The sequence below is a fragment of the Mesorhizobium atlanticum genome, from assembly GCF_003289965.1.
Lineage (GTDB): Bacteria > Pseudomonadota > Alphaproteobacteria > Rhizobiales > Rhizobiaceae > Mesorhizobium > Mesorhizobium atlanticum.
In genome coordinates, this window is the sequence record NZ_QMBQ01000008.1 from 178,414 (window position 1) to 203,867 (window position 25,454).

Below are 25,454 nucleotides of genomic sequence, written 5' to 3' on the forward strand. Positions count from 1 at the left end.
GCGGCCGGCTACCCGGTGCCCCTTAGCAGCCTTGCGCTGACGCCGGGTGCCGGCCGGTTTTTTTGAATTTGCGTGGCGCTCCGGATATCGCGAGCCGCCGCCGGATGCGCCCCGACATGGGAACGCTCTCGACCAAACGCTGCGGCCGGGGCGAAAAGAGCGGGTTGGGCCGTCGGGGCGCATCTTCAGCAAATCTTCTACGGCCGCTTCGAATCTACATTCCTCGCCCGATCGGAAAGGCGTTGCTGGACGGCGCGCATCCAATTGCCCATGGTCGGTCGAATCGTCGGAATCGCGCCATGGACGTCGCCGTCTTTATCCTCGTCGTGCTCGCCTTCGTCACGCTGTCCGGCGCGTTGGTGCGGCTGGTGCGCGTGCCGCTGCCGGTGCTGCAGATCGCGATAGGCGCCGCCCTTGCCTGGCCTGCGGGCGGCCTGCATGTCGAGATCGATCCGGAACTTTTTCTCCTGGTGTTCATTCCGCCGCTGCTGTTCGGCGACGCCTTTTCGGCACCGAAGCGTGAGCTGATGGCGCTGCGCGGCCCGATCCTCGACCTCGCCATCGGACTGGTCTTCTTCACCATCGTCGGTTTCGGTTACGCCTTGCACTGGCTCGTGCCGAGCATTCCGCTGGTTGTCGCCTTCGCTTTGGCCGCCGTGCTGTCGCCGACCGATGCGGTCGCCGTATCCTCGATCGTCGACCGCAATCTCGTCCCGGCGCGGCTGATGCACATATTGGAAGGCGAGTCGCTGCTCAACGACGCTTCCGGCCTGGTGATGTTCCGGTTCACGGTGGCGGCGGCACTGACCGGCAGCTTTTCGTTCGCCGCGGCTTCCATGAGCTTCCTCCTCGCCGTGGCGATCGGCATCTTGGCCGGCATCGCGGCGTTGTTCATCGCCGCCAAGTCGTTGCAGATCCTCAGCCGCGTCACCAGCACACCGGCCGAAGCGCAGGTATTGGTCATGGTGCTGCTGCCCTTCGTGGCCTATCTGATCGCCGAACATTTGGGCGCATCAGGCATCCTGGCGGCGGTGACGGCCGGGCTTTTGACCGGATATTCCGGCATCGTCCGCCACATGGCGGTGTCGGCGCGCATCCAGACGATTTCGCTCTGGTCGATGCTGATCTTCATGTTCAACGGCTCGCTCTTCATCCTGCTCGGCCTGCAACTGCCCGGCATCATCCGCCGCGTGCCGCCGGAACTGACCACCCGGCACTGGCTTTTCGAGCCGGCGCTGACCGTGTTGTTGCTCACGCTCTGCCTGATCGGCCTGCGCTTCGTCTGGATCTGGATCGGCGACATCGGCGCCGTGCTTGCCGCCCGGTTCGGCAAGCGCAAGGCCGAACCCTTTGGCTTTCGCGTCAGGCTCGCCGGCTCGATCGCCGGCGTGCGCGGTGCTGTCACGCTGGCCGGCATCCTGTCGCTGCCACTCACCTTGCAGGACGGCTCGCCGTTCCCAGCCCGCGATCTCGTGATCTTCCTCGCCGCCGGCGTCATCATCTGCTCGCTGGCGATTGCCAGCCTTGCCTTGCCGGCGGTCGCGCGCGGTCTCGTCGAACCGGGCGAGCATCCGGGCGCGGCCGAAGAGCGCAGGGCCCGGGTCGGCGCGGCCAACGCGGCCATCGCCAGGATCGAAGGCCTGGCCAGCGACGGCAGTGAAGGGGAGGCGGCTGAGATGAAGCTCGCCATCGCCGAGAGCGTCGCCTCCATCTACCGGCGGCGCATCTCGCTCTCCGACGGCGCCGACGAAGCGCGCGCCGAGGCGCGCGAATCCGGCCGCATCGAACTGGAACTCAGGCTTGCCGGCATCGAGGCCGAGCGCGCCGAGCTGCAGGCGATGCTTCGCCGCGGCGACATCAATGACCACACCGCGCGCAAGCTGTTTACCGAGATCACCTTCTCCGAAGCGATCCTGAAGGGCCGTGAGCCGCGGGATTAGAACCGGATGCGCTGTCTTGGCGCAAACCGGCCAGCAAATTTCGCGCCGCAAACGTGGCGGCCCGAAAACAACTGTGTTAATGCGCGGCGACCTCGCAGACCTCCGGCCCCAAGGGAAAGCAAGCCATGTCAAATGCAGCGGCATCCTCCAGCACATTCGAGTCCTTTTTCGAGACCACGCTTGCCGATGCCGATCCGGAAATCTTCGGCGCCATCCGCAACGAGCTTGGCCGCCAGCGCCATGAGATCGAGCTGATCGCGTCGGAAAACATCGTGTCGCGCGCCGTGCTCGAAGCGCAGGGCTCGATCATGACCAACAAATATGCCGAGGGCTATCCGGGCAAGCGCTACTATGGCGGCTGCCAGTTCGTCGACGTGGCCGAGGAGCTGGCCATCGAGCGCGCCAAAAAACTGTTCGGCTGCAACTTCGCCAACGTCCAGCCGAATTCGGGCAGCCAGATGAACCAGGCGGTGTTCCTGGCGCTGCTCCAGCCCGGCGACACCTTCATGGGCCTCGACCTCAATTCGGGCGGCCACCTCACCCACGGCTCGCCGGTCAACATGAGCGGCAAGTGGTTCAAGGTCGTCTCTTACGGCGTGCGCAAGGACGATCATCTGCTCGACATGGACGCGATCGAGAAGACCGCGCATGAGACCAAGCCGAAGCTGATCCTGGCCGGCGGCACCGCCTATTCGCGCATCTGGGACTGGAAGCGTTTTCGCGAGATCGCCGATTCGATCGGCGCTTATCTCATGGTCGACATGGCGCATATCGCCGGCCTCGTTGCCGGCGGCGTGCATCCGTCGCCGCTGCCTTATGCCCATGTCGTGACCACCACGACGCACAAGTCGTTGCGCGGTCCGCGCGGCGGCATGATCCTGTGCAACGACGAGGAAATCGCCAAGAAGATGAATTCGGCGGTGTTCCCGGGCTTGCAGGGCGGTCCGCTGATGCATGTCATCGCCGCCAAGGCGGTGGCGCTCGGTGAGGCGCTGAAGCCAAGCTTCAAGACCTATGCCGAAAGCATCGTCGCCAACGCCAAGGCGCTGGCGTCCAGCCTGCAGGAGACCGGGCTCGACATCGTCTCGGGTGGCACCGACAACCATTTGATGCTGGTCGACCTGCGGCCGAAGAACGCCACCGGCAAGCGCGCGGAGGCAGCGCTCGGCCGCGCCAACATCACGTGCAATAAAAACGGCATCCCGTTCGATCCGGAAAAGCCGTTCGTGACCTCGGGCGTGCGTCTCGGCACGCCGGCCGGCACCACGCGCGGCTTCGGCCAGGCCGAATTCCGCGAGATCGGCAAATTGATCGCCGAGGTGCTGGACGGGCTGAAGGTGGCGAATTCCGACGAAGGCAACGCGGCCGTCGAGGCCGCGGTGAAGGCCAAGGTCACGGCGCTGACCGACCGCTTCCCGCTCTACCCCTACCTCGGTTGATCATTCTTCCGGCTGCCCGCCCTCGGTTGACCGGGCGCCGCGCGTCATCTTTTATCCACGCGCTTCGCGCCGCTCCTTGATCGGGCGGCGCGGCTTACTGGAGAACTGATGATGCGCACTTTCCATCTTGCCGCCCTGGCCCTGTCGGGCTCGCTGACCGTTTTCGCCCTGTCCGGCGCAGTCGCGCAGGAGCAGACGCAGTCTGCCTCCGACATGCCGGTCACCAATACCTTCGGCAGGTGGACCACCATCATCGATACGCTCGATAGCGGGCAGGATGCGCACAAGACCTGCGCCGCCTCGACGGCTTTCGTCGATGGCGACGGCAATGCCGGGTCCCTGACGCTGTCGATCTCGACCGGCGACGCGCTACCGCCGGACGCCTATCCGGCCATCATGTTCATCATAGACAACAAGACCCTGCCGACGGGCGACAAGATCGCCGCCACTTTCGGTGATCCGGGCGTGAAGGTGGCCGCGACCGTAAGTTCCAACGCGGCCGCGGGCGGCCGTCCCAACTGGATGGTCGACAACCAGGCCAAGACCAGCCTCGCTTTGCTGCGCGCCATGCGCAAGGTTACCTCGCTCGATGTGACCTTCGGCAAACAGAAGGTCACAAGCATCCCGATGGATGGCTTCACCAAGGCCTATCGCAATCTCGGCACGTCCTGCGGTTTCTCGACCAAGGACGTCGCGCCCTGAGCCTGCCAGCCGCCGGGGCAGGACGCTGGCAATTATGCTTGCGCCTCGCTATCTCTGATACGAAGGCTCAGCGCTTTGCCGTGTCGGCAAAACACATTAAGCCTGCGGCATCCCGAGAATCGCCAACCGAAAGCTTCCTATGCGCTGTCCCTATTGCCAGTCCGAAGATACGCAGGTGAAGGATTCGCGTCCCGCCGAGGATGGCGCGGCGATCCGCAGGCGGCGGGTGTGCCCCGATTGCGGCGGCCGCTTCACCACCTTCGAGCGCGTCCAACTGCGCGACCTCGTCGTCATCAAGAAGTCCGGCCGCAAGGTGCCCTTCGACCGCGACAAGCTGCTGCGCTCCGTCGAGATCGCCGTGCGCAAGCGCAATGTCGACCCCGAGCGCATCGACCGCGCCGTCACCGGCATCGTGCGCCAGCTCGAAAGCTCCGGCGAAACCGAGGTCGCTTCAGGCGAGGTCGGCCGGCTGGTCATGGAGGCGCTGAAATCTCTGGATGACGTCGCTTATGTCCGCTTCGCCTCGGTCTATCGCAATTTCCGCGAAGCCAAGGATTTCCACGAACTGCTGGGCGAATTGAAGGGCGACGAGGAAAAAGCCGAAGAGGACGCCGACTGATCATGGCCGGATCCCCATTGAATGAGGCCGCGCAGGCGGCCCTTGATCGCCGTTTCATGGCTGCGGCCATCAGGCTGTCGCGCCGCAATGCCGGCCGCACCTCGACCAACCCCTCCGTCGGCACGATCATTGTGCGTGACGACGGCATGGGCCCGATGATCGTCGGCACCGGCGTCACGGCCGTCGGAGGCCGTCCGCATGCCGAGACCGAGGCGCTGGCCGAGGCCGGCGAGCTCGCGCGTGGCGCCACAGCTTACGTTACCCTGGAGCCTTGTGCCCATCACGGCCGCACGCCGCCTTGCGCCAACGCGCTGGTCAATGCCGGTGTAGCGCGCGTCGTTGGTGCTGCCAGCGATCCCGACCCGCGCGTCTCCGGCAAGGGCTACGCCATCCTGCGCGCCGCAGGTGTCGAGGTGGTGGAGAAGGTGCTGGCAGCCGAAGCCGCGGAGCAGATGGCCGGCTATCTCACTCGTTCTCTGAAGAAGCGCCCGGAAGTAACTCTGAAGCTTGCACTTTCGAGCGACGGCAAGATCGGCCGCAAGGGCGCCGGCCAGGTCGCCATCACCGGCGAGATCGCGCGGCGCGACGTCTATCTGATGCGCGCCGAGTCCGACGCCATCCTGGTCGGCATCGGCACGGCGCTTGAGGACGACCCAGCGCTGACCGTGCGCCTGCCGGGGCTGGAGAACCGCTCGCCGGCGCGCATTGTCCTTGATCGGCAGATCCGGTTGCCGGAGACATCCAAGCTGGTCTCCGGCGTCGACCGCGTGCCGCTCTATGTCGCCGCATGCCTGGAAGCTGACCCGCATCGGCGGGCCGCGCTTGAACGCGCCGGCGTGCGCTTCATCGGCACCGAAACCCATGACGGCGTCGTCGCTTTGCCGGAATTGCTGGAAGACCTTGCCGCGCTCGGCATGGCAAGCGTTTTGGTCGAAGGCGGCGCCCAGGTGGCCAAGGCCTTCCTCGAGGAAGACCTTGTCGACCGTATCGTCCTGTTCCAGGGGCCGGACGCCATTGGCGAAGACGGGATTGCATCGCCGATCGACGCCGATCATATCCCGGCTGGATTTCGCAAACTGCGCGACATGCGCTTCGGCGAGGATAGCTACGCCGAGTGGGTAAGACCATGATCCCAAAAAGTGGGAACCGGTTTTTGGATCAAATCATGGTCAAAACGAAAGACGCTCTCTGATGTTTACTGGCATCGTTACCGACGTTGGCACGGTAGCCGCTGTGAAGCCGCTCGCTGAAGGCGTCGGCCTGCGCATCGACACGGCCTATGATCCTGAAACCATCGCCATCGGCGCCTCGATTTCCTGCGGCGGCGTCTGCCTGACCGTGACGGCTCTCCCTGAGCATGGTTCTAACGCGCGCTGGTTCGAGGTCGAGGCCTGGGAGGAAGCGCTGAGGCTGACCACCGCTTCGAGTTGGAAATCCGGCACACGGATCAATCTCGAACGGGCGCTGAAGATCGGCGACGAACTCGGCGGCCACATCGTCTCCGGCCACGTCGACGGCACCGCCGAGATCGTCGAGCGCAAGGAGGAGGGCGATGCCGTGCGCTTCACGCTGGAAGCGCCGCGCCATCTGGCGAAGTTCATCGCGCCCAAGGGTTCGGTCGCGCTTGACGGCACATCGCTCACCGTCAACAAGGTGGAAGGCACCCGCTTCGACGTGCTTCTCATCCATCACTCGCTGAGCGTCACCACCTGGGGCGAACGCCAGGCCGGCGACCGCGTCAACATCGAAATCGACACCATGGCCCGCTACGCCGCGCGGCTAGCGGAGGCGGCGAAAGAGGGGCTGTGATGGATCCTGCCGGAGCCGAAGAGACCGCCGACCGCCGACAGATGACTCTTGACGCGTTGGCGGATGTCGATGCGGGCCGAGTGATCGAGCACCAGGAGGTAGAGGGTTGGGTCAAGAACCTCGTAAATTGCGCGGAGAGCGTAACGCGCCAGCCTGACTAGGCCACAGAACGTCGCGCCCAGCATCTTCCGCTTGCGATCAACCCGGCTTCGGCCTAAGTCACCGGCAACCCCCCGGAGATTTTTATGGCTGGCACATCCCAACACGGCAAAGCGTTCATTCGCCCGAAGGCGAAGGCGCATCTGCTCATTGTCGAAGCGCGTTTTCACGACGATCTCGCCGACGCTCTGCTCGAAGGCGCGATCGGCGCGCTCGACGAGGCCGGCGCCACTTATGATGTCGTTACGGTTCCCGGTTCGCTGGAAATCCCGGCTGTGATATGCTTCGCGCTCGATGGCGCAGCCGAAGGCGGCACGCATTATGACGGCTTCGTCGCGCTCGGTACCGTCATCCGCGGCGATACCTATCATTTCGACATCGTCGCCAATGAATCGAGCCGTGCCCTGATGGACCTTTCGGTGCAGGAGGCGGTCGCGATCGGCAACGGCATCCTGACTACCGAGAACGACGCGCAGGCATGGACACGCGCGCGAAAGACGGAAGGCGACAAGGGCGGTTTTGCCGCGCGCGCGGCGCTGACCATGATAGCGCTCAAAGAGAAATTCGGAGCCCAATCGTGACCGAGCCTGCCCCGACCGGAGCGGTACGCCACGCCAACAAGCGCGGCGCCGCCCGTCTTGCCGCCGTTCAGGCGCTCTATCAGATGGATGTGGCCGGCAGCGGTGTCTTCGAGATCACGGCCGAATACGAAACCTTCCGCCTCGGCAAGGAAGTCGATGGCGCGCTCTACCGCGAAGCCGACGCGCAATGGTTCCGTGCCATCCTGACCGGCGTCGTCGAGAACCAGAAGACCATCGACCCCGTCATCCGTCAGGCGCTGACCGAGGACTGGCCGCTGTCGCGGCTGGATTCGACGCTGCGCGCCATCCTGCGCGCCGGCGTCTACGAATTGATGAAGCGCGAGGACGTGCCGGTGGCCGTGATCGTCTCAGAATATGTCGACATCGCAAAAGCGTTTTACGAGGAAGACGAGCCAAAGCTGGTGAATGCCGTTCTCGATCGCGTGTCGCGCCGGGTTCGCGGCGAGGGGCGTGGCAAGGACGCTTCGTGACGACCGCAACGGCCGCGGTCGGTCGGACCGGCAGGGAAGGGCGCCGCACAGCCGTGCTGCTTGCCGCCGCGCAAGCGATCGTCGGTTCGGCCGCTCCGATAGCCATTTCGCTAGGCGCGCTTGCCGGTCAATACCTGCTCGGCCCGGACAAGTCGCTGGCGACGGCTCCGGTCACCGGATTCAATCTCGGCGTGGCGCTCGGAGCCTTGCCGGCCGCCGCCATCATCCGCAGGCTCGGCTATCGCGGTGGCTTCATGGCCGGCACCATGGTCACCGCGCTCGGCGGCCTGATCGCGACCCTCGCGCTCTTCCAAGAGAGCTTTTGGCTGTTCGCGTTCGGCCTCTGCGTCATCGGCGTCGGCGGCGCCTTCGTGCAGCAGTTCCGCTTCGCGGCCGCCGACAGCGCGCCGCCTCAATTCAAGGCGCGCGCGATCTCCTTCGTTCTGGCGGGCGGCATCATTACCGCCATCCTCGGTCCGCAGATCGTCATTTACACCCGCGAACTGCTGGCCCCGGTCATGTTCGCGGGATCCTTCGCCTCGATCCTGCCGCTTGCGGCGGTTGGCGCGCTCGTCCTGTCGTTCCTGCGCGTTTCCTCCCGGACCGAAGCGGTCACCGAAACCGCTGCAAGCGATGCCCGGCCGCTGGCCGAGATCGTCACCCAGCCGCGTTTTGTCGCAGCACTTTTCTGCACCGTCGGCAGCTACGCGCTGATGAGCTTCGTCATGACCGGCGCGCCGCTCGCCATGGTCGGCTGCGGCCTGTCGGAAGACGACGCGACGCTCGGCATTTCCTGGCACGTCATGGCCATGTTCGGGCCCAGCTTCTTCACCGGCTCGCTGATCCATCGCTTCGGCGCCGAACGCATCGTGGCCGCTGGCCTCGTGCTCCTGATCGGCTGCGCCACGGTGGCGCTTTCCGGGCTGCATCTGTGGCAATTCTGGACGGCGCTGATCCTGCTCGGGCTTGGCTGGAACTTCGGCTTCATCGGCGCGACGGCCATGGTCGCGACCAGCTACCGCCCCTCCGAGAAGAGCAAGGTGCAGGGTTTCCACGACTTTGTCCTGTTCGGCTCCGTCGCGTTTTCCTCGCTCATGTCAGGCGCGATCTACAATGCATGGGGCTGGACGATGCTCAACTGGGTCGTCTTCCCGGTCGTCGCGCTTTGCTTTGTCGCGCTCGGCACGTTGAGGATGATGGGTCCCCGCAAACTGTGAAGAGGGTGCCAAGGCCGCTCCGGCGACAAAGTCCGAAACGGCCGGCGTCATGCATCCGGCGGGAGCACCTGCAGCACCCGCGCGATGAACATGTGGAACTCGTCCATGTAGTTGCGCAGGAATGTTTCGGTTGACTCCACAGTCACCTCGCCGTCGTCGGTGATCAATCCCGGGGTAAACTGGATGTAGGCTTCGGGAGAGTTCATCTGGGGTGCGTTGCAGAAGCTGAGCACGCTGCGCAGGCTCTGCTGGGCGACGGCTGTAGCGATCGCGCCGGGCGACGTTCCGATGACGGCTGTCGGTTTGCGGGCGAAAGAGTTCTTGCCGTAAGGCCGGCTTGCCCAGTCGATTGCGTTCTTCAGGCCGCCGGGGATCGAGCGGTTGTATTCCGGCGTGACGAAAAGTACTGCCTGGACGGACGCGATGGCCTTCTTGAACTCCAGGGCGACCGGCGGGAAGTCCGCATCATAGTCGTAACTGTAGAGCGGCAGGTCCTTGAAGGGAATTTCCGTCATCTCAAGTTCGGGCGGCGCCAGTTTCACGAGGGCCTTCGCAAGCTTGCGGTTGATGGAGCCCTTGGCAAGGCTGCCGATGAGGTAGCCGACTTTATGCTTGGCCATGACACACTCCCTGTTTTGGCCGCCGACCCGCCTTTCCCTAATATTCCCCAGAACAGGGCAGGCCGCCAGCCGACCTTAGGTCGGCATAGCCATGTCGGGGTGCGGCCATAGCCTTCGTCCGGACCGAACAAAATTATTGCGTGTATCCCCCTAGTTATGAAACCGTATGCCCCGACCGGCCGTTGAAGCTGTGCTCATATGCGACCACCGATTGATCGGCTCATAGCAAGGGATTTTCACAATGTTTTCAGTTAGAAAGCTCGCTTTCGCGGCGATGGCGCTTGGCATCGCCACGGCATCGGCGAATGCCCAGGTGGTGGTGTCTTCGAAGATCGACACCGAGGGCGGCGTGCTGGGCAACATCATCCAGCTCGTGCTCAACGCCAACAACATCAAGACCACCGACCGCATCCAGCTCGGCGCGACCCCTGTCGTGCGCAAAGCGATCACCGCCGGCGAGATCGACATCTATCCAGAATATACGGGCAATGCCGCCTTCTTCTTCCAGAAGGCCGACGATCCGGTCTGGAAGGACGCCGCCAAGGCTTACGAGACCGCCAAGAAGCTCGATTATGACGCCAACAAGATCGTCTGGCTGTCGCCGTCGCCGGCCAACAACACCTGGGCGATCGCGCTGCGCAAGGAAGTGGCTGACGAGAACAAGCTCGCCACCCTGACGGACTTCGGCAAGTATGTCGCCGGCGGCGGCAAGGTGGTGCTGGCGGCTTCCGCCGAGTTCGTCAATTCGGCGGCGGCGCTTCCGGCCTTCCAGACGACCTATGGCTTCACCTTGAAGCCGGACCAGTTGATCACGCTCTCCGGCGGCGACACCGCGGCAACCATCGCTGCCGCCGCCAACCAGACCAACGGCGCCAACGCCGCGATGGTCTATGGCACCGATGGCGGGATCCAGCCCTCCGGCCTCGTCGTGCTCGAGGACGACAAGGGCGTGCAGCCCGTCTACCAGCCGGCGCCGATCATCCGCGAAGAAGTCCTGAAGCAGCATCCCGAAATCGATGCGCTCCTGAAGCCGGTTTTCGCCAAGCTCGATCTCGTCACCCTGCAGGAGCTCAATGGCCGCGTGCAACTGGGCGGCGAGCCCGCCAAGGGCGTGGCGGAGGATTTCCTGAAGAAGAACGGCTTCCTGAAGTAAGGTGAGTTCGGCGCGCCGTGTTTACGGCGCGCCGGCTCGATTGGGGGCGATCGTGATCATCCGCTTCGACAAGCTCGGCGTCGTGATCGCCGCGATCGTCGCCTACGCTGCCTTGGCCGCGCCCTTTGCCACGTTCCGCGCCAACCGCATCGTGCCGGGCCAGGCGCGCCCGATCCTCGAAGCGCTGCCGCCGACGCTTGGCATATTGTTGCTGGCGATCGTGATCGCCGCCGCCATCGTTGCACTGCTCAGGACGCCACTCATTCTCAGGTTGGCGGCCAGCGTGGCCGCGCTGATCGCGCTTGCGGTCCTCATCGGCGTTGCCGGCGGTTTCCTGACGCCGGCCGGCAACACCTTCGCCCGTGTTGCGCCGGCCTCGGGCTTCTGGCTGCTGATCTTTGCCTTCACCCTGCTGCTTGCCGACGTGCTGACCAGGCTGAACCTGTCACCCTGGGCGCGCGTTGGCGTGCTCGTGCTTGCCACGCTCGCCATTGCCGTGCTGCTTGTCTCGGGAAGCTGGGACAGCCTCTCCATCCTCAAGGAATATGCCAGCCGCGCCGACAGTTTCTGGGCAGAGGCGTCCAAGCACGTCACGCTGGCGCTTGGTTCGCTTGCCGGCGCGGTGATCGTCGGCATACCGCTCGGCGTCCTTTGCCATCGCGTCGAGAAGCTGCGGGCAGGGGTGCTCAATGTGCTCAACATCATCCAGACCATTCCCTCGATCGCGCTGTTCGGCCTGCTGATCGCGCCGCTAGGCTGGGTCGCCGTCCATGTGCCGGGCGCTGCAGCGGTCGGCATCAGAGGCATCGGCACCGCGCCTGCCTTCGTCGCGCTCTTCCTCTATTCGCTGCTGCCGGTGGTGGCCAACACCGTTGTCGGGCTGGCTGGCGTGCCGCGCGCGGCCAACGACGCCGCGCGCGGCATGGGCATGACCGACCGCCAGCGCCTGCTCGACGTCGAGTTCCCGCTCGCCTTTCCGGTGATCCTGACCGGCATCCGTATCGTGCTGGTGCAGAATATCGGCCTCGCCACCATCGCGGCGCTGATCGGCGGCGGCGGCTTCGGCGTGTTCGTTTTCCAGGGCGTCGGCCAGACGGCGATGGATCTGGTGCTGCTCGGCGCGCTACCCACCGTGGCGCTGGCCTTTGCGGCGGCCATCATCCTCGACGCGGTCATCGAGATGACTGCCACCAAGCGCAGGGTAGTTGAAACAGCATGATCGAGATCGAAGGCATCACCAAGCGCTATGACGACACGACGGTGGTCGACGATGTTTCGATGGTCATCGAACCGCGCACCATTGCCGTCATCGTCGGCACATCGGGATCCGGCAAGACAACGCTGCTCCGGATGATCAACCGGCTTGTCGAGCCGACCTCCGGTGTCATCAAGCTCGACGGCGCCGACAACCGCTCGGTGCCCGCCTATCAGTTGCGCCGTAGCATCGGCTACGCCATCCAGGGCCACGGCCTGTTTCCACACCGCACGGTGGCGCAGAACATCGCCACCGTGCCTTTGCTGCTTGGTTGGGGCCGAGACCGCATCAAGGCACGCGTCGACGAGTTGATGACGCTCTACCAGCTCGACCCGCAGGCCTACGGGCCGCGCTACCCGCACGAGCTTTCCGGCGGCCAGCAGCAGCGTGTCGGCGTCGCCCGCGCCCTGGCCGCCGAGCCGAACGTGCTTTTGATGGACGAGCCCTTCGGCGCGCTGGACCCGATCATCCGCACCAAGGCGCAGGAGGATCTGCTTGCGATCCAGAAGCGCTTCGGCACCACCATCATTCTTGTCACCCACGACATGGAAGAGGCTGTGCATCTGGGCGACAAGATCGCCGTCATGGATGCCGGCAAGCTGGTGCAATACGCAAAACCGGCGGAAATTCTGGCCAGGCCGGCGAGCGGCTTCGTCGAGACATTGGTCGGCGCCAGCGAAAGGCCGTTCCGGCTGCTGTCGCTTGGGCCCGTGCGCGATGCCGTGGAGCCGGGCGGCGCGGAAGGCGATGCGATCCCCGGTGGGGCCACGCAGCGCGACGCGCTGGCTGAGCTCCTGTGGTCCGGACGCCCCGCTCTGCCGGTGAAAGATGCTGACGGCAAGCTGCTCGGCCGTGTCACTGTGGAGGGCCTGGTGAAACGCGCGGCGAGGCCGCAATGAAAGCCTGGCTGCCCGCGCTGCTGAGGCTGGCCGTTCTGCTACTGCTGGTGGTTTTCATCACCAGCCCCAGCTGGTTTGAGCCGCTGTTGAAACCGCTGACCGAGAATGGCGCGCCAGCGATCTACAACCAGGGCAGCCTGCTGACGCTGACCTTGCAGCATCTGCGGACTGTCTTGGTCGCAACGGTTGCGGCAACGATCGTCGCGGTGGCTTTAGCCATCCTGGTCACCAGGCCGGCAGGCGTCGAGTTCCTGCCCCTGTCGCGCAGCCTGGTCAATATCGGCCAGACCTTCCCGCCGGTAGCCGTGCTGGCGCTTGCGGTACCGGCCGTCGGTTTCGGCGAGAAGCCGACGCTGATCGCGCTCTTTCTTTACGGCCTGCTGCCGATCTTCGAGAATGCGCTGACGGCGCTCACCACGCTGCCGGGCAACGTGATGGAAGCGGCGCGCGGCGCCGGCATGACCGGCTGGCAAAGGCTGATGAAGGTCGAGTTGCCGCTCAGCGCCCCAGTCATTCTGGGCGGCATCCGGCTCTCGGTCGTCATCAGCCTCGCCACCGCGACGATCGGCTCGACGGTTGCAGCCAAGACGCTCGGCGAGGTGATCATCGCCGGCTTGATCTCGAACAACCCTGCCTTCGTGCTGCAGGGCGGCCTGATCGTCGCCGCGCTTGCGGTGCTGATCTATGATGGGCTGTCGGCGATCGAACGCTTCGCCGCGCGGCGCATGGGGCAGGGAGCGGAATAACGCTCTGCGGATTGGCGAAGGTGCCGCAGCGTCATTTCAATCGATCTAATTCCAGGCCCGCGCTGGCACAACAATTCCCGCCTTCTTCTTTTGGGCGAAAGCCGGGCAAAAACCGAACAATATCTTGACGTTCCAAGCCCTGTTTCGCATACACCCCAACCAACGGGTGGAATCCGTGCGCGGCATCCATCTCATTCCAACGGCCCAGGGAGGGGTTCTTTTGGGCCAACAATCGAGGAAAATCCGGCAATGACCATCATTACCGCCGTCATCGCCTGCGGCTTGCTGTCAGTCCTTTACGCCATCTGGGCGACACGTTCGGTCCTTGCGTCCGATCAGGGCAATCAGCGCATGCAGGAAATATCCGCGGCCATCCGCGAGGGTGCCCAGGCCTATCTGGCGCGCCAGTACACCACAATCGCCGTGGTCGGCATCGTCGTGCTCTTCCTTGCCTGGTGGCTGCTCTCGATCACCTCCGCGATCGGCTTCCTGATCGGCGCCGTGCTTTCGGGCGCCGCCGGCTTCATCGGCATGCATGTTTCGGTACGCGCCAATGTGCGAACCGCGCAGGCCGCCTCGAACAGCCTCGCCGCCGGCCTCGACATCGCGTTCAAATCTGGCGCCATCACCGGCCTGCTGGTCGCGGGGCTGGCGCTGCTCGGCGTCTCGATCTACTACGCCATCCTGACCGGCCCGATGGGCCTGCAGCCGAATGACCGCATCGTCATCGACTCGCTGGTATCGCTCGGCTTTGGTGCTTCGCTGATCTCGATCTTCGCCCGTCTCGGCGGCGGTATCTTCACCAAGGGTGCGGATGTCGGCGGCGACCTCGTCGGCAAGGTCGAGGCCGGTATTCCCGAAGACGATCCACGCAATCCGGCCACCATCGCCGACAATGTCGGCGACAATGTCGGCGACTGCGCGGGCATGGCCGCCGACCTGTTCGAGACCTACGCGGTGACCGTCGTTGCCACCATGGTTCTGGCCGCCATCTTCTTCGGCGGCACGGCCGCGCTGGGCGCGGCCATGCTCTACCCGCTCGCCATTTGCGGCGCCTGCATCCTGACCTCGATCGTCGGCACCTTCTTCGTCAAGCTCGGTTCCAACGGCTCGATCATGGGCGCTCTCTACAAGGGCCTGATCGTCACCGGCCTGCTGTCGATCGTCGGTCTTGCCGCCGCGACCTCCGCTACGGTTGGCTGGGGCGAGGTCGGCACCGTTGCCGGCATCGCCATCATCGGCAAGAACCTGTTCATCTGCGGCCTGATCGGCCTCCTGGTAACCGGTTTGATCGTGGTGATCACCGAATACTACACCGGCACCAACAAGCGCCCGGTGAACTCCATCGCCCAGGCTTCGGTGACCGGCCACGGCACCAATGTCATCCAGGGCCTTGCGGTCTCGCTGGAATCGACGGCGCTGCCGGCCATCGTCATCGTCGGCGGCATCATCGCCACCTACCAGCTCGGCGGCCTGTTCGGCACGGCGATCGCCGTCACCACCATGCTTGGCTTGGCCGGCATGATCGTGGCGCTCGACGCCTTCGGCCCGGTCACCGACAATGCCGGCGGCATTGCCGAAATGTCTGGTCTGCCCAAGGAGGTGCGCCACTCCACCGACGCGCTCGACGCTGTCGGCAACACCACCAAGGCGGTCACCAAGGGCTATGCCATCGGCTCGGCCGGCCTCGGCGCGCTGGTGCTGTTCGCGGCCTATTCGAACGACCTCAGGTTCTTTGCCGCCAACGGCGACAAGTATCCCTACTTCCAGGGCATGGGCGACGTCTCCTTCGACCTCTCCAACCCCTACGTCGTCGCCGGCCTGATCTTCGGCGGCTTGATCCCCTACCTGTTCGGCGGCATCGCGATGACCGCCGTCGGTCGCGCCGCGGGCTCGATCGTGGAAGAAGTGCGCAAGCAGTTCCGCGAGGACAAGGGCATCATGGCCGGCACCTCGAAGCCGAACTATGCGCGCGCCGTGGACATCCTGACCAGGGCGGCGATCCGGGAAATGATCGTCCCGTCGCTGCTGCCGGTGTTGGCGCCGCTCGTCGTCTATTTCGGCGTGCTGCTGATCTCGGGCTCGAAGGCCTCGGCCTTCGCGGCGCTCGGCGCCTCGCTGCTCGGCGTCATCGTCAACGGCCTCTTCGTCGCCATCTCGATGACCTCCGGCGGCGGCGCCTGGGACAACGCCAAGAAGTCGTTCGAGGACGGTTTCACCGACAAGGACGGCGTCAAGCACCTGAAGGGCTCCGACGCGCACAAGGCCTCGGTCACCGGCGACACCGTCGGCGATCCCTACAAGGACACCGCCGGCCCGGCCGTCAATCCGGCGATCAAGATCACCAACATCGTCGCACTGCTTCTTCTCGCCGTGCTCGCGCACGGCTGATCGCGGCGGCAATTCCAGGACAAAGCCCGCGGGAGCGATCCCGCGGGCTTTGTTTTTTCGCATGACACCATGCGTGCCGCCTTCCCGGCGGGGGCACTCAGTCGGCTTCCGGCCTTTCGCTGCCATGGCGATAGCGGGCCAGCAACGCGTCGATGTCCGGTTCCCGCTCGGGCATTGGCGGTAAGCCGCGTGTCTGGCGCAGCATGGCAATGAAGGCGCCCCGGCGATGTTGGCGGCGGAAGGAACGCGCCCGCGGATGTATGCCAAGCATCGCCAGAACCCTGCGTTTGAGGTAGCGGGAGCGTTTGAGGGGAGCAGGCTCCTCGGCGTTGCCGAGAATCGCGGCGCGCAGAGCGTCCGGCGAACTCATCGCGTCCATCAGTTCTTCCTGCTCCTGCGCCGTATCGCGCGCATAGCTGCCTTCGCGCTTGCCCGAATGCAGCATGAGCACGGTCAGATGCGGCATCGTCGAGATCACCGCACCCTTGCGCCAGGCACGGAACAGCCAGTCCTGGGAACTCTCGCAAACGCATTGGCTGGCCGGGCGCCAAGGCCCAAGCCTTGGCAGCGACGTCCGGCGGATCATTTGCGCGGAGCCAAATCCGACCGTGGTCACTGGGTCATAGAAGCCGTCCCGCCCCATTCCGAGGATCATATGCCTGGAACCCTTGCTCGCGGACGACTCGATGACCGCGCCCCGCGCGATCACCACATCTGCAGCGGTGGCGTCTATCCAGCCGCTCATCGACGCCAGATGATCGGGAAACCAGAGGTCGTCATGATTCAAGATCGCGACGAAGCGGCCGCGAGCCCTGGCGAAGCCGATGTTGTTCGGCCCTGATTGCTCGCCGAAATTCACGGGAAGATCGATGTAGGAGATGCGGCAGTCATCGAAGGCGGCGACAATTGCCGGCGTCTCCGGCCGGCACGCGTCGCCGACGACGATGGCTTCCCAGTCCTGCAGGGTCTGACCGATTAGGCTCTTCAACGTCTGGCGCAGGACCGCCGGGCGGTTGTGCGTCGCGATGACGACCGAGACAAGTGGTTCGATCCGCCCTGTTGGCGCGCGCTGGCCGGCCTGTTCCACGCTATGCCAGCTTGTAGGGGATCTGTTCGGTATCGGGCGGTAGCCGCCAATGATCGGGCGCGTCATACGCGTATGCCTTGTCGACCAGATTGAGCACCATAGCAATGTCCGGTCCGAGCGCGACGACACCGTGCCAGACGCCGGGCGGGATGACGACGATGGCGGGCCTGACGGCTCCGGCGATCTTGTGCCAGACCGTGCCGAATGTCGGGGAGGCCTTGCGACCGTCGAACAGCGAGATCCGAACGCTGCCTGCCGCGCAAAAAAGCCGGTCGGTTGTGACGCCATGGGCGTGCCATCCCGTCACCGCGCCCGGATAAAGCGAGCGCTGAAACACCTGTCCGACGGGAAGTCCGTCGAGGTTCCATTCTTCGCGAAAGACTTCAGTGAGGTAGCCGGTCGAAGTCGCGACAGGCCGGATTTCCTTGAGCGCGACGCCGTCGATTGTCGGCGCATCGACGACGAGCCAGTCAGGTGTCACGGTCTGCCGGTCGGGCGTGCCTGTCGCCATCCAGCCTTGCGGCACAGTACGATCGCTGTTGCTCATGACCGGTCCCCCAATTCCCGGCAAATTGATAGGGGGACGTCCGAATATAAGCAAGTATGCGTCTTGGCCGCGCGTGAACAAAACCCGCCGGCGCGCCGGCCGGTGCTGATTGTTCTGCTGCCGTCGATAGACTTAAGGCGTGCCGCCGCCACCGCCGGGGACACCGGGTGCCAGCTTGCTGGCGCCGTTGATGACCTGGCTGAGGAAGTTCTGGTCCTTGCCGCCAGTCGGTGTCGTCCTGGAGATGAAGTCGAAGATCTTGCCGTCCTTCAGGCCGTAATTGGCGATCTGGGTCACGCGACCGTCAGCCCCGAAATAGACCGCCAGCACATGCTGGTCGATGATGTGCGGGTTGTCGAAGGCGACGTAGCGCTTGCGCGTCTGCGAGATGTAGTAGAAGGCCTCGTTGTCGAAGGTCGCCGTCGTCGACGGCGTGCCCAGCGCCAGCAGCACCTGTTCACGGCTCGATCCGACCGGCACCGAATCGATTGCCTGCTGGTCGATCACGTAGCCTTTCGTCAGCGTCTCGCTTGGATGGAGATCGCCGAACATCTTGGACGAATTGCAGGCGGAAAGCGCTGATGCCACCATCAGCAGTGAGGCCACGCCCACCGGGGCGGGCGCAAGAAACGACTTGAATTTCAGCGCACCCAACAACAATTCTCCATCACATCCCCGCAACTTGCGCTGGGCCGCAAAACCGGTAAACCAGCTTGCATGCCGATGCAACAAGGCCAAATCAAACAACAGGTCCCCGGGAGACCGCCCTCAATGTTCCAGCGCCTTTTTGGCCGCGAACGCAATGCCAACCGCGCTATCACCGACGCGCTCTACGCACAAATCGTGGCGGCGGCGCGGCAAACGGTGTTTTATTCGGACTGGAATGTGCCGGATACGCCGCTCGGCCGCTTCGAGATGCTGTCGCTGCATATCTATCTCGTCCAGCACCGGTTGCACGGCGAGCAAGGCGTGGCGGCCGAGGTTGCGCAAGTGCTGATCGACGAGTTCTTCCTCGACGTCGATCATTCGCTGCGCGAACTTGGAATCAGCGATGTCGGCGTGCCCAAGCGCATGAAGAAGCTGGCGAGAATGTTTTACGGCCGCACGGCCGCCTATGATGAAGCCCTCCGGGAAAACAATCGGGTGGCGCTCGCGGCGGCGCTTGCCCGCAATGTCAGGCCGGACGCTGGCCCCTGGCCGCAGGCGTCGCTGCTGGCGGATTATGTCTGCGATGCCAGCCGGAAGCTCGCCGTGCAGCCGACCGAGTCGATCGCCGCCGGCACGGTCGCGTTCCCGGCCGCCGAGGCCACTTGAAGGAGGCCAGCATGAAAGACGCTGAATTGCGCAGCCCGGTATCCTTTGTCGCCAATGTCGCGCGGCTGCCGCAGAAGGGCCTGCCCGTGCTGGTCGAGGCGGATCAGCGCCAGCGAGAGGCGCTTGCCGCCGAATATGATCTGCTTTCCGTCGAAAGCTACCGCGCCGAACTGCTTGTTGCTTCGTGGAAGCGCAACGGTGTCAAGGTTACGGGCCGTGTCGAGGCCGACATCACGCAGGCCTGCATCGTCACCCTGGAGCCGGTAAGCGCGCATATAGACGAGCCGGTCGAGGCGCTGTTCCTGCCCGAGCAGTCGAAGCTTGGACGCGAGGGCTTCGAGGGCGGCGGCGAGATCATTCTCGACGCCGATGGACCGGACAGTCCGGAAACATTCTCCGGCGACACGATCGACGTCGGCGCGCTGGCCGAACAGTTCTTCGGCCTGGCGATCGACCCCTATCCGCGCAAGCCGGGAGCCTCGCTTGACGTGGCCGGCGACGATCCACCGGAAGAAAGCGAATTCCAGAAAAAGCTGCGTTCGCTGCTTGGAAAATCCTGAGAGTGGTCCGGATTTTGGAAAAGTTGGTTGTGCGCAGGCGCAAAACCGCTATTTTCGCCGAACCTTCGCGAGCCCCCTTACCTTGGCAGGCGTCCGCCGCAAGCCAGGCAAACCGTGAGAAAAACACCGAGTGATCAGGATTTCCATCGATGCCATGGGCGGCGATCACGGACCGAGCGTGGTCATCCCGGCGCTGATGACGGTCGTCATCCGCCGCCCTGACATCCGCTTCGTCATCTATGGCCGCGAGGACGTGGTGCGTCCCGAGCTCGCCAAGTTTCCGAAGCTCGCCGAAGTCAGCGAGTTCGTCCATTGCGAGATCGCCGTGCGTATGGACGACAAGCCGAGCCAGGCACTCCGCCACGGCCGCTGGAAGTCGTCGATGTGGAAGGCCGTCGAGGCGGTGAAGAGCGGTGCTTCACAGGCCTGCATCTCGGCCGGCAACACCGGCGCGCTGATGGCGATGTCGAAATTCTGCCTGCGCACGATGGCCACCATCGACCGCCCGGCGATCGCGGCGCTCTGGCCGACGACGCGCGGCGAAAGCGTCGTGCTCGATGTCGGCGCCACCATCGGCGCGGACGCACATCAGCTGATCGATTTCGCCATTCTGGGCACCGGCATGGCGCGCTCGGTGTTCGGCATCGAGCGGCCGAGCGTCGGCCTGCTCAATGTCGGCGTCGAGGAGATCAAGGGCCAGGAAGAGGTCAAGGAGGCCGGCCGCATGCTGCGCGAGGCCAACATGGCCTCGATGAACTACCGCGGCTTCGTCGAAGGCGACGACATCGGCAAGGGTACGGTCGACGTGGTGGTCACCGAGGGCTTTGCCGGCAATATCGCGCTCAAGACCGCCGAGGGCACGGCAAGGCAGATCGCTGGCTATCTTCGCGCCGCCATGAGCCGCACGCTCATGGCCAGGATCGGCTACGTCTTCGCCAAGGGAGCCTTCGACCGGCTGCGTGAGAAGATGGATGTCGGCCGCTCCAATGGCGGCGTCTTTCTGGGCTTGAACGGTATCGTGGTGAAGAGCCATGGCGGCGCCGATTCGGATGGCTTCGCCGCGGCGATCGAGCTCGGCTACGACATGGTGCGCAACAATCTGCTTGACCGGATCGAGGCCGACCTCGATCTGTTTCACGCGCGCAATCCGAACGCCCAGGCAAACAGGAAATCCGGCGTCGCCGCCGACGCCGAGGAATAGGAACGGACCTTGATCAGATCAGTCGTGCGCGGCAATGGTGCCGCGCTGCCCCGCCGCACTATGAAGAATGCCGACTTCGAAGGCATGGTCGAAACCTCCGACGAGTGGATCGTGCAGCGCACCGGCATCCGCCAGCGCCATGTCGCGGCCGATGACGAGACGACCGCCTCGCTGGGCGAGGCGGCGGCGCGCGCGGCGCTCGACAGCGCTGGCATGACGCCCGCCGATATCGACCTCATCATCCTGGCGACTTCGACGCCCAACAACACGTTCCCCGCGACCGCCGTCGAGATCCAGAACAGGCTCGGCATGCATCACGGCTTTGCCTTCGACATGCAGGCCGTCTGCTCGGGCTTCGTCTATGCCGTGGCCACCGCCGACCTTTACATCCGTGGCGGCTTGGCCAGGCGCGTCCTGGTGATCGGCTCGGAGACATTCTCGCGCATCCTCGACTGGAACGACCGCTCGACCTGCGTGCTATTCGGCGACGGCGCCGGGGCGCTCGTTCTCGAAGCCCAGGAGGGCGCCGGTGCGATCACCGACCGCGGCGTGCTGGCGGCGAGCCTGCGCTCCGATGGCGCACATAAGGACAAGCTCTTCGTCGATGGCGGGCCTTCGACGACGGGAACCGTCGGCCATCTCAGGATGGAAGGCCGTGAGGTGTTCAAGCATGCCGTCGGCATGATCACGGATGTCATCGAGGCGACCTTCGGCGAGGCTGGCATAACGGCGCAGGACCTCGACTGGTTCGTGCCGCATCAGGCCAATAAACGGATTATTGACGCTTCCGCCAGGAAGCTCGGGATAGCCGAGGAGAAAGTTGTGGTCACCGTCGATTTACACGGTAACACCTCGGCTGCTTCGGTGCCGCTGGCTCTCTCGGTGGCCGTCGCCGACGGCCGCATCAAGAGGGGCGATCTGGTGCTTCTCGAGGCGATGGGTGGAGGCTTCACCTGGGGCGCGGTATTGCTCCGCTGGTAAGTGCCGAACTCGCCGGTTCGGTCCTTGACCTTGCCGGATCAATTACTTAGGCTCTGCCTTTGGCTGTATCGATTTACATTTTCTGCGAGCAGATGGGACGGTCGCATGGGGGGAAAGACACTGACGCGTGCCGACCTTGCTGAAGCCGTTTATCGGAAGGTTGGCCTGTCGCGGACTGAATCGGCGGAACTCGTCGAAGCCGTGCTGGACGAAATCTGCGAAGCCATCGTTCGGGGCGAGACGGTCAAGCTTTCGTCCTTTGCCACCTTCCACGTCCGCTCCAAGAACGAGCGCATTGGCCGCAATCCCAAGACCGGGGAGGAAGTGCCGATCCTGCCGCGCCGGGTTATGACGTTCAAATCGTCGAACGTGCTCAAGAACCGGATCCTGCGTTCGCACCAGAACAGCAAGGGTAAAGGCGGCAAGTAGTTTGCTGGCGAATGCGGTTGAAAACCGCCGGCCGTTTTGACGCTGGGCTTGAATATCGTTTCATAAATCGCTGAAATAAGGAGCGATTCGGCATCATGCGCCGGATCGTGGTCCAGTGTGGAGGATTGGCCCATGGACAAGAGCCCCGATGCTTTCCGCACCATCAGCGAAGTCGCGGAAGATCTCGACCTGCCGCAGCACGTGCTGCGTTTCTGGGAGACACGCTTCACTCAGATCAAGCCGATGAAGCGCGGCGGCGGCCGTCGCTACTACCGGCCGCAGGACGTCGAGCTGATCAAGGGCATCCGGCACATGCTCTACGATCAGGGCTACACGATCAAAGGCGTGCAGAAGCTGCTGCGCGAGAACGGCAACCACTTTCTGGTCGCCATCGGCAATGGCGACATGGCCGCCGTAGAGGCGATCGCCCAGCGCCGTCAGGCCGAGCAGGTGCCGCTGACGGCGGCCGCGCAGCCGCGCGGCGACGAGGATGCGCTCGTCGGCCAGCCGAAAGTGAAGCCCAGTCGCCGTTTCTTCGGCCTCGGCAAAAGCGACGACGAAGGTCCGGTGCAACCAGACGCTTCAAAGTTGTCGCGTGACAATCGCGCCTTGCTGCAGGAGGCGCTGTTCGACTTGCTGGAATGCAAACGCCTGCTCGACCAGGTTCGTTGAACGGTCATCATTCCACTTGATGCCGCGCGGTCGGGCCGCCGGAACTGGCCCGTCGTCCGTGCGTTAGGCCTTCTCGAAGAGAAGGACAATTGGCATGGCATCGTTCTCGACCCTCTCCGACCTCGACATCGACAAACAGGTCGCGGCGCTTTCGCGGCAATTGAACGACCTAAAGAAGGTCTTGGCCAGGCGTGGTGACGCCTATTACGAGGATGGCCGCGAGGCGGCGTCCGATTATTATTCTCAGCTATATGACCGCCTTCACGAGGCGCTGCCGGCGATAAGGCGCAGGCGCAGGGCAATCGAACGAACGGCGCGCGACCATCCAGCGACGGCCGCCGCCGTCGGCCTTGTCGTGGTCGGATTGCTTGCTGGCCTTTTGATCAGCCGGCGCTGATCGGTTCAACGAGCTGTGAACGGAAATAGCGGCCGTCCTCGACGGCCGCTATTTCCGTTTCCGTTTCATTCGGCTGCACGCGGTCAGTCAGGCGCGCATTTGTTTTTGTGTTGCGCGCAGCGCGCATCTGGCACGCAACGCCTGGGCATAGAGGCGGCTTATCCCGCGATGCCGTCGCTTGAGATAGGCCGCGTCTTCAAGCCGCCAAAACCGTTCCAGCCGCTCAGCGATCGCAGGGTTGGTCCAGGTGCCGTAGCCGGCAGCGGAATAGATGCATATCTCGCCGGCATGGAGGCCCTTGTCCGTCACCAGGAAATCAACCCTGGCATGATCGAGGTCGCCGGTGATACGCGGCGCCAGCGCTATCGCCTGCCGGACAAAGTCGAGCAGGGCGGGGCTGACGGGCAGGGATTGGTCCTCCCGCGGATAGTCGGGATCGCGTCCGGGTAACGGACGGCCCTCGCCGTCGAACAGGTGCGAGCGCGCGGCGAGCTTGTCCTCGGCCCAGACATGACTGATGACGCCGCTGCAGACATGAACCTTGATGTCGGTGGCGATCATACCGCCGCCGAGTGTCAGCTGCTCCTCGACAAGAACGGTGGGGGTGATAGCCCAATAAGCCCATTCGCCGTTGCGTCGTCCGAAGCGTTTCTTGAGCCACCGCTTTGTCTTGCGCATGATCTCCGCGCGCGCGGGCCGGCCACCGGAAACGAAGATGTTCATCTCGCAGCCGTGGTTGGTCTTGACCACGACCTGGCCCGCAAGCAGTTCCGCCGGTATGTCTTCCGGATTCCGGCCGGACCACAGCGTTTCGGCAAGCAGCAACCCAGGACAGGTGGCGCGGATATGAGCCTTTGCCGCTAGCTTGTCGGTCAGCGTTACGAACAGCGGATTATGGTCGATGATCTTCCGCCACAACATCAGCTCGTTGTAGCGCGTCGGGGCGGCCGGGTTCGGCAGATAGCCAAGTCTCATGGCGAAGCGGGCAACGAGGACCGGGTGGCGAAGGGTCAGCACGATTCGAGCGGCCATCAGCACCAGGCGGTGTCTGGCCGGAAGGTCGGCGCTGATCTCCATCAGACACATTCGGGAGCACGGTGCGGCATCACCGGATGCTAACGCAGAAAAATTCCGATGGGGAGGCCGGACCGCGTAACAAGCGGAGGCCTGCCCATCGGCAGAAGCGAAAAGGTCAGTACTTCTTCGGAGCGACCTTTTTGTGGTGATGATGGTGATGGTGGTGGTGATGCCAACGGTGATGCCAGCGATGATGCCTGTGGTGATGACGATGATGATGCTTCTTCATTGGAGCCGCATCAGCGCTGGTGACGCCCAGGACCGGCACAGTGAACGCCAGAGCCAGAGCCAGAGCCAGCCCGAGCGCTGAGAGAAGGGACTTCTTCATGACACGTCTCCTTGTTAAGCGGGCGTTCCGGGAATCTCGGATCAAATCCGTGACCCAAGCCTCGCAACAAGGACTATCCTCCTGGTTTTTTTCGACAACTTTTCCCGAGTGTAGATTTTTGTTTCTGGATTGTTTCTGAGAAGGCTATGCGCCGCAGGCCCGGTTCAACGTGCAAGGGCCGCGGCAATCCCTAGCGTGCAGCCACTCGGTTTCACATGGGCGGCGCAATGCCCTGATTCTCGACCACGACCCTTGTTCGCGACAAGCTTGCCGTCGCCGCCTCGCTCGGCGTTGACGAACACCGCGGCGCCCAGCTTCAAGCTAACGAACCGAGGCGTCGAAAATGCCGGCGCATCCGGTCGCGGGACCTTCAAAAGAACTTGATTGAGCGCCGCGCTTTCTTACATCTAAAGGGCCTGTGGCATTCGACTGGACGCCGCTTCACGATGGCGTGACGCCGCATCGGTGCTCTTGGCAAATCATTCGTTAACGAGCATTCTCCCGCCCGTCTCAGGCAACACCATTTCATCAGACCCTGTTTCATCCCAAGGAGTTGCCATGCCCAACACCGCACGAAACGCTGTTTCCAACGACATCATTGCCGCGCCCGGCCTCAATCCTCTGAAGGCCGCTCGCGAAACGAGGGGATACACGATCGAGGAACTCTCTTTGACCTGCGGTCTGGCCGTGGGCGAGATCGTCGACATCGAAGACGGCAAGGACGTCGATCCCGCCAAGCTTCGGCGCATCGCTTCCGCGCTGCAGATGCCGGAAGAGGAATTGATCACAGTGCCGGCAGCCGAAAATCGGCCCACGCATCAGTAGAGGCACGAAAAGCGT

At 64.0% G+C, this 25,454-nt stretch carries 28 protein-coding genes; 22 read left to right on the forward strand and 6 right to left on the reverse strand.

Annotation, left to right across the window (positions count from 1 at the left end; all coding sequences use genetic code 11):
- The first annotated feature begins 299 nt into the window (after positions 1–299).
- From DPM35_RS25195 to DPM35_RS25235, 9 genes are all read left to right on the forward strand, one after another.
- Positions 300–1,940, forward strand: a complete 1,641-nt coding sequence (locus tag DPM35_RS25195; RefSeq protein ID WP_112129915.1) for a Na+/H+ antiporter — start codon at positions 300–302, stop codon at positions 1,938–1,940.
- A 125-nt stretch (positions 1,941–2,065) separates the two neighbouring features.
- Positions 2,066–3,379, forward strand: coding sequence for a serine hydroxymethyltransferase (glyA, locus tag DPM35_RS25200; protein WP_112129916.1), 1,314 nt, complete (start codon positions 2,066–2,068; stop codon positions 3,377–3,379).
- A 111-nt stretch (positions 3,380–3,490) separates the two neighbouring features.
- Positions 3,491–4,081 (forward strand): invasion associated locus B family protein, encoded by a 591-nt coding sequence (locus tag DPM35_RS25205; protein WP_112130029.1) that lies wholly within the window; start codon positions 3,491–3,493, stop codon positions 4,079–4,081.
- Positions 4,082–4,220: 139 nt separating this feature from the next.
- Positions 4,221–4,700 (forward strand): transcriptional regulator NrdR, encoded by a 480-nt coding sequence (gene nrdR, locus DPM35_RS25210; RefSeq protein WP_112129917.1) that lies wholly within the window; start codon positions 4,221–4,223, stop codon positions 4,698–4,700.
- Positions 4,701–4,702: 2 nt separating this feature from the next.
- Positions 4,703–5,830 (forward strand): bifunctional diaminohydroxyphosphoribosylaminopyrimidine deaminase/5-amino-6-(5-phosphoribosylamino)uracil reductase RibD, encoded by a 1,128-nt coding sequence (ribD, locus tag DPM35_RS25215; RefSeq protein ID WP_181592132.1) that lies wholly within the window; start codon positions 4,703–4,705, stop codon positions 5,828–5,830.
- A gap of 61 nt (positions 5,831–5,891) precedes the next feature.
- Positions 5,892–6,509 carry a riboflavin synthase gene (locus DPM35_RS25220; RefSeq protein WP_112129919.1) on the forward strand — a complete coding sequence of 206 codons (618 nt, stop codon included), beginning with the start codon at positions 5,892–5,894 and terminating at the stop codon, positions 6,507–6,509.
- A 245-nt stretch (positions 6,510–6,754) separates the two neighbouring features.
- On the forward strand, positions 6,755–7,249 hold the full coding sequence (gene ribH, locus DPM35_RS25225; protein WP_112129920.1) for a 6,7-dimethyl-8-ribityllumazine synthase: 495 nt from the start codon (positions 6,755–6,757) through the stop codon (positions 7,247–7,249).
- Positions 7,246–7,740, forward strand: coding sequence for a transcription antitermination factor NusB (gene nusB / locus DPM35_RS25230; RefSeq protein WP_095818388.1), 495 nt, complete (start codon positions 7,246–7,248; stop codon positions 7,738–7,740). The genes ribH and nusB overlap by 4 nt, the downstream gene beginning before the upstream one ends.
- Complete coding sequence (locus DPM35_RS25235; protein WP_112129921.1) at positions 7,737–8,957, forward strand: MFS transporter; 1,221 nt, start codon at positions 7,737–7,739, stop codon at positions 8,955–8,957. The genes nusB and DPM35_RS25235 overlap by 4 nt, the downstream gene beginning before the upstream one ends.
- Before the next feature lie 47 nt (positions 8,958–9,004).
- On the opposite strand, the gene DPM35_RS25240 is transcribed toward DPM35_RS25235, so the two are convergent.
- Entirely contained in the window at positions 9,005–9,577 is a 573-nt protein-coding gene (locus DPM35_RS25240) for an NADPH-dependent FMN reductase (protein ID WP_112129922.1), read from the reverse strand.
- 241 nt (positions 9,578–9,818) lie between these two features.
- Between DPM35_RS25240 and osmF the strand changes: the two genes are divergently transcribed.
- The 5 genes from osmF (at position 9,819) to DPM35_RS25265 (ending at position 16,021) form a co-directional block, all read left to right on the forward strand.
- Complete coding sequence (gene osmF, locus DPM35_RS25245) at positions 9,819–10,730, forward strand: glycine betaine ABC transporter substrate-binding protein OsmF (protein WP_112129923.1); 912 nt, start codon at positions 9,819–9,821, stop codon at positions 10,728–10,730.
- 52 nt (positions 10,731–10,782) lie between these two features.
- Positions 10,783–11,949, forward strand: a complete 1,167-nt coding sequence (locus DPM35_RS25250; RefSeq protein WP_112130030.1) for an ABC transporter permease — start codon at positions 10,783–10,785, stop codon at positions 11,947–11,949.
- On the forward strand, positions 11,946–12,884 hold the full coding sequence (locus DPM35_RS25255; RefSeq protein ID WP_112129924.1) for an ABC transporter ATP-binding protein: 939 nt from the start codon (positions 11,946–11,948) through the stop codon (positions 12,882–12,884). The genes DPM35_RS25250 and DPM35_RS25255 overlap by 4 nt, the downstream gene beginning before the upstream one ends.
- Positions 12,881–13,630, forward strand: coding sequence for an ABC transporter permease (locus DPM35_RS25260; protein ID WP_112129925.1), 750 nt, complete (start codon positions 12,881–12,883; stop codon positions 13,628–13,630). The genes DPM35_RS25255 and DPM35_RS25260 overlap by 4 nt, the downstream gene beginning before the upstream one ends.
- 249 nt (positions 13,631–13,879) lie before the next feature.
- Complete coding sequence (locus DPM35_RS25265; protein ID WP_112129926.1) at positions 13,880–16,021, forward strand: sodium-translocating pyrophosphatase; 2,142 nt, start codon at positions 13,880–13,882, stop codon at positions 16,019–16,021.
- Positions 16,022–16,118: 97 nt separating this feature from the next.
- Here the strand turns inward: DPM35_RS25265 and DPM35_RS25270 are convergent, their stop codons facing one another.
- The 3 genes from DPM35_RS25270 to DPM35_RS25280 form a co-directional block, all read right to left on the reverse strand.
- Complete coding sequence (locus tag DPM35_RS25270; protein WP_112129927.1) at positions 16,119–17,108, reverse strand: glycosyltransferase family 2 protein; 990 nt, start codon at positions 17,106–17,108, stop codon at positions 16,119–16,121.
- Between the two features lies 1 nt (position 17,109).
- Positions 17,110–17,655, reverse strand: a complete 546-nt coding sequence (locus DPM35_RS25275; RefSeq protein WP_245431635.1) for a dTDP-4-dehydrorhamnose 3,5-epimerase family protein — start codon at positions 17,653–17,655, stop codon at positions 17,110–17,112.
- Between the two features lie 132 nt (positions 17,656–17,787).
- Positions 17,788–18,309: an outer membrane protein assembly factor BamE gene (locus DPM35_RS25280; RefSeq protein ID WP_112129928.1), complete on the reverse strand. Its 522-nt coding sequence runs from the start codon at positions 18,307–18,309 to the stop codon at positions 17,788–17,790.
- Positions 18,310–18,426: 117 nt separating this feature from the next.
- Here DPM35_RS25280 and DPM35_RS25285 point away from each other — a divergent pair, with 117 nt between their 5' ends.
- From DPM35_RS25285 to DPM35_RS25315, 7 genes are all read left to right on the forward strand, one after another.
- A complete protein-coding gene (locus tag DPM35_RS25285) occupies positions 18,427–18,969 on the forward strand; it encodes a ubiquinol-cytochrome C chaperone family protein (protein ID WP_112129929.1) in 543 nt (180 codons plus the stop codon).
- Positions 18,970–18,980: 11 nt separating this feature from the next.
- A complete protein-coding gene (locus tag DPM35_RS25290) occupies positions 18,981–19,529 on the forward strand; it encodes a YceD family protein (RefSeq protein ID WP_112130032.1) in 549 nt (182 codons plus the stop codon).
- A gap of 130 nt (positions 19,530–19,659) precedes the next feature.
- A complete protein-coding gene (plsX, locus tag DPM35_RS25295; protein WP_112129930.1) occupies positions 19,660–20,730 on the forward strand; it encodes a phosphate acyltransferase PlsX in 1,071 nt (356 codons plus the stop codon).
- Positions 20,731–20,739: 9 nt separating this feature from the next.
- Positions 20,740–21,711 (forward strand): beta-ketoacyl-ACP synthase III, encoded by a 972-nt coding sequence (locus tag DPM35_RS25300; protein WP_112129931.1) that lies wholly within the window; start codon positions 20,740–20,742, stop codon positions 21,709–21,711.
- Positions 21,712–21,816: 105 nt separating this feature from the next.
- Positions 21,817–22,140, forward strand: coding sequence for an integration host factor subunit alpha (locus DPM35_RS25305; protein ID WP_040983242.1), 324 nt, complete (start codon positions 21,817–21,819; stop codon positions 22,138–22,140).
- A 132-nt stretch (positions 22,141–22,272) separates the two neighbouring features.
- On the forward strand, positions 22,273–22,812 hold the full coding sequence (locus DPM35_RS25310; protein ID WP_042640150.1) for a MerR family transcriptional regulator: 540 nt from the start codon (positions 22,273–22,275) through the stop codon (positions 22,810–22,812).
- Positions 22,813–22,906: 94 nt separating this feature from the next.
- Positions 22,907–23,209 (forward strand): glycine zipper domain-containing protein, encoded by a 303-nt coding sequence (locus DPM35_RS25315; protein ID WP_112129932.1) that lies wholly within the window; start codon positions 22,907–22,909, stop codon positions 23,207–23,209.
- An 87-nt stretch (positions 23,210–23,296) separates the two neighbouring features.
- Here the strand turns inward: DPM35_RS25315 and DPM35_RS25320 are convergent, their stop codons facing one another.
- Together DPM35_RS25320 and DPM35_RS25325 are read right to left on the reverse strand one after the other, a co-directional pair.
- Complete coding sequence (locus DPM35_RS25320) at positions 23,297–24,286, reverse strand: ATP-grasp fold amidoligase family protein (RefSeq protein ID WP_181592133.1); 990 nt, start codon at positions 24,284–24,286, stop codon at positions 23,297–23,299.
- A 115-nt stretch (positions 24,287–24,401) separates the two neighbouring features.
- Entirely contained in the window at positions 24,402–24,614 is a 213-nt protein-coding gene (locus tag DPM35_RS25325) for a hypothetical protein (protein ID WP_181592144.1), read from the reverse strand.
- Between the two features lie 558 nt (positions 24,615–25,172).
- Here DPM35_RS25325 and DPM35_RS25330 point away from each other — a divergent pair.
- Positions 25,173–25,439 (forward strand): helix-turn-helix domain-containing protein, encoded by a 267-nt coding sequence (locus DPM35_RS25330; RefSeq protein ID WP_112129934.1) that lies wholly within the window; start codon positions 25,173–25,175, stop codon positions 25,437–25,439.
- Positions 25,440–25,454 lie beyond the last annotated feature (15 nt).

What these genes read in the sequence shown, in the direction of transcription:
- DPM35_RS25205 (WP_112130029.1), top strand. Translation starts at nt 3,491, where the DNA reads ATGCGCACTTTCCATCTTGCCGCCCTGGCCCTGTCGGGCTCGCTGACC.
- DPM35_RS25240 (WP_112129922.1), bottom strand. Translation starts at nt 9,577, where the DNA reads ATGGCCAAGCATAAAGTCGGCTACCTCATCGGCAGCCTTGCCAAGGGC.
- DPM35_RS25255 (WP_112129924.1), top strand. Translation starts at nt 11,946, where the DNA reads ATGATCGAGATCGAAGGCATCACCAAGCGCTATGACGACACGACGGTG.
- DPM35_RS25285 (WP_112129929.1), top strand. Translation starts at nt 18,427, where the DNA reads ATGTTCCAGCGCCTTTTTGGCCGCGAACGCAATGCCAACCGCGCTATC.
- DPM35_RS25275 (WP_245431635.1), bottom strand. Translation starts at nt 17,655, where the DNA reads ATGAGCAACAGCGATCGTACTGTGCCGCAAGGCTGGATGGCGACAGGC.
- DPM35_RS25310 (WP_042640150.1), top strand. Translation starts at nt 22,273, where the DNA reads ATGGACAAGAGCCCCGATGCTTTCCGCACCATCAGCGAAGTCGCGGAA.
- ribD (WP_181592132.1), top strand. Translation starts at nt 4,703, where the DNA reads ATGGCCGGATCCCCATTGAATGAGGCCGCGCAGGCGGCCCTTGATCGC.
- glyA (WP_112129916.1), top strand. Translation starts at nt 2,066, where the DNA reads ATGTCAAATGCAGCGGCATCCTCCAGCACATTCGAGTCCTTTTTCGAG.
- DPM35_RS25290 (WP_112130032.1), top strand. Translation starts at nt 18,981, where the DNA reads ATGAAAGACGCTGAATTGCGCAGCCCGGTATCCTTTGTCGCCAATGTC.
- DPM35_RS25305 (WP_040983242.1), top strand. Translation starts at nt 21,817, where the DNA reads ATGGGGGGAAAGACACTGACGCGTGCCGACCTTGCTGAAGCCGTTTAT.
- DPM35_RS25325 (WP_181592144.1), bottom strand. Translation starts at nt 24,614, where the DNA reads ATGAAGAAGTCCCTTCTCTCAGCGCTCGGGCTGGCTCTGGCTCTGGCT.
- DPM35_RS25195 (WP_112129915.1), top strand. Translation starts at nt 300, where the DNA reads ATGGACGTCGCCGTCTTTATCCTCGTCGTGCTCGCCTTCGTCACGCTG.
- DPM35_RS25330 (WP_112129934.1), top strand. Translation starts at nt 25,173, where the DNA reads ATGCCCAACACCGCACGAAACGCTGTTTCCAACGACATCATTGCCGCG.
- DPM35_RS25265 (WP_112129926.1), top strand. Translation starts at nt 13,880, where the DNA reads ATGACCATCATTACCGCCGTCATCGCCTGCGGCTTGCTGTCAGTCCTT.
- ribH (WP_112129920.1), top strand. Translation starts at nt 6,755, where the DNA reads ATGGCTGGCACATCCCAACACGGCAAAGCGTTCATTCGCCCGAAGGCG.
- osmF (WP_112129923.1), top strand. Translation starts at nt 9,819, where the DNA reads ATGTTTTCAGTTAGAAAGCTCGCTTTCGCGGCGATGGCGCTTGGCATC.
- DPM35_RS25260 (WP_112129925.1), top strand. Translation starts at nt 12,881, where the DNA reads ATGAAAGCCTGGCTGCCCGCGCTGCTGAGGCTGGCCGTTCTGCTACTG.
- nrdR (WP_112129917.1), top strand. Translation starts at nt 4,221, where the DNA reads ATGCGCTGTCCCTATTGCCAGTCCGAAGATACGCAGGTGAAGGATTCG.
- DPM35_RS25315 (WP_112129932.1), top strand. Translation starts at nt 22,907, where the DNA reads ATGGCATCGTTCTCGACCCTCTCCGACCTCGACATCGACAAACAGGTC.
- DPM35_RS25220 (WP_112129919.1), top strand. Translation starts at nt 5,892, where the DNA reads ATGTTTACTGGCATCGTTACCGACGTTGGCACGGTAGCCGCTGTGAAG.
- DPM35_RS25320 (WP_181592133.1), bottom strand. Translation starts at nt 24,286, where the DNA reads ATGGAGATCAGCGCCGACCTTCCGGCCAGACACCGCCTGGTGCTGATG.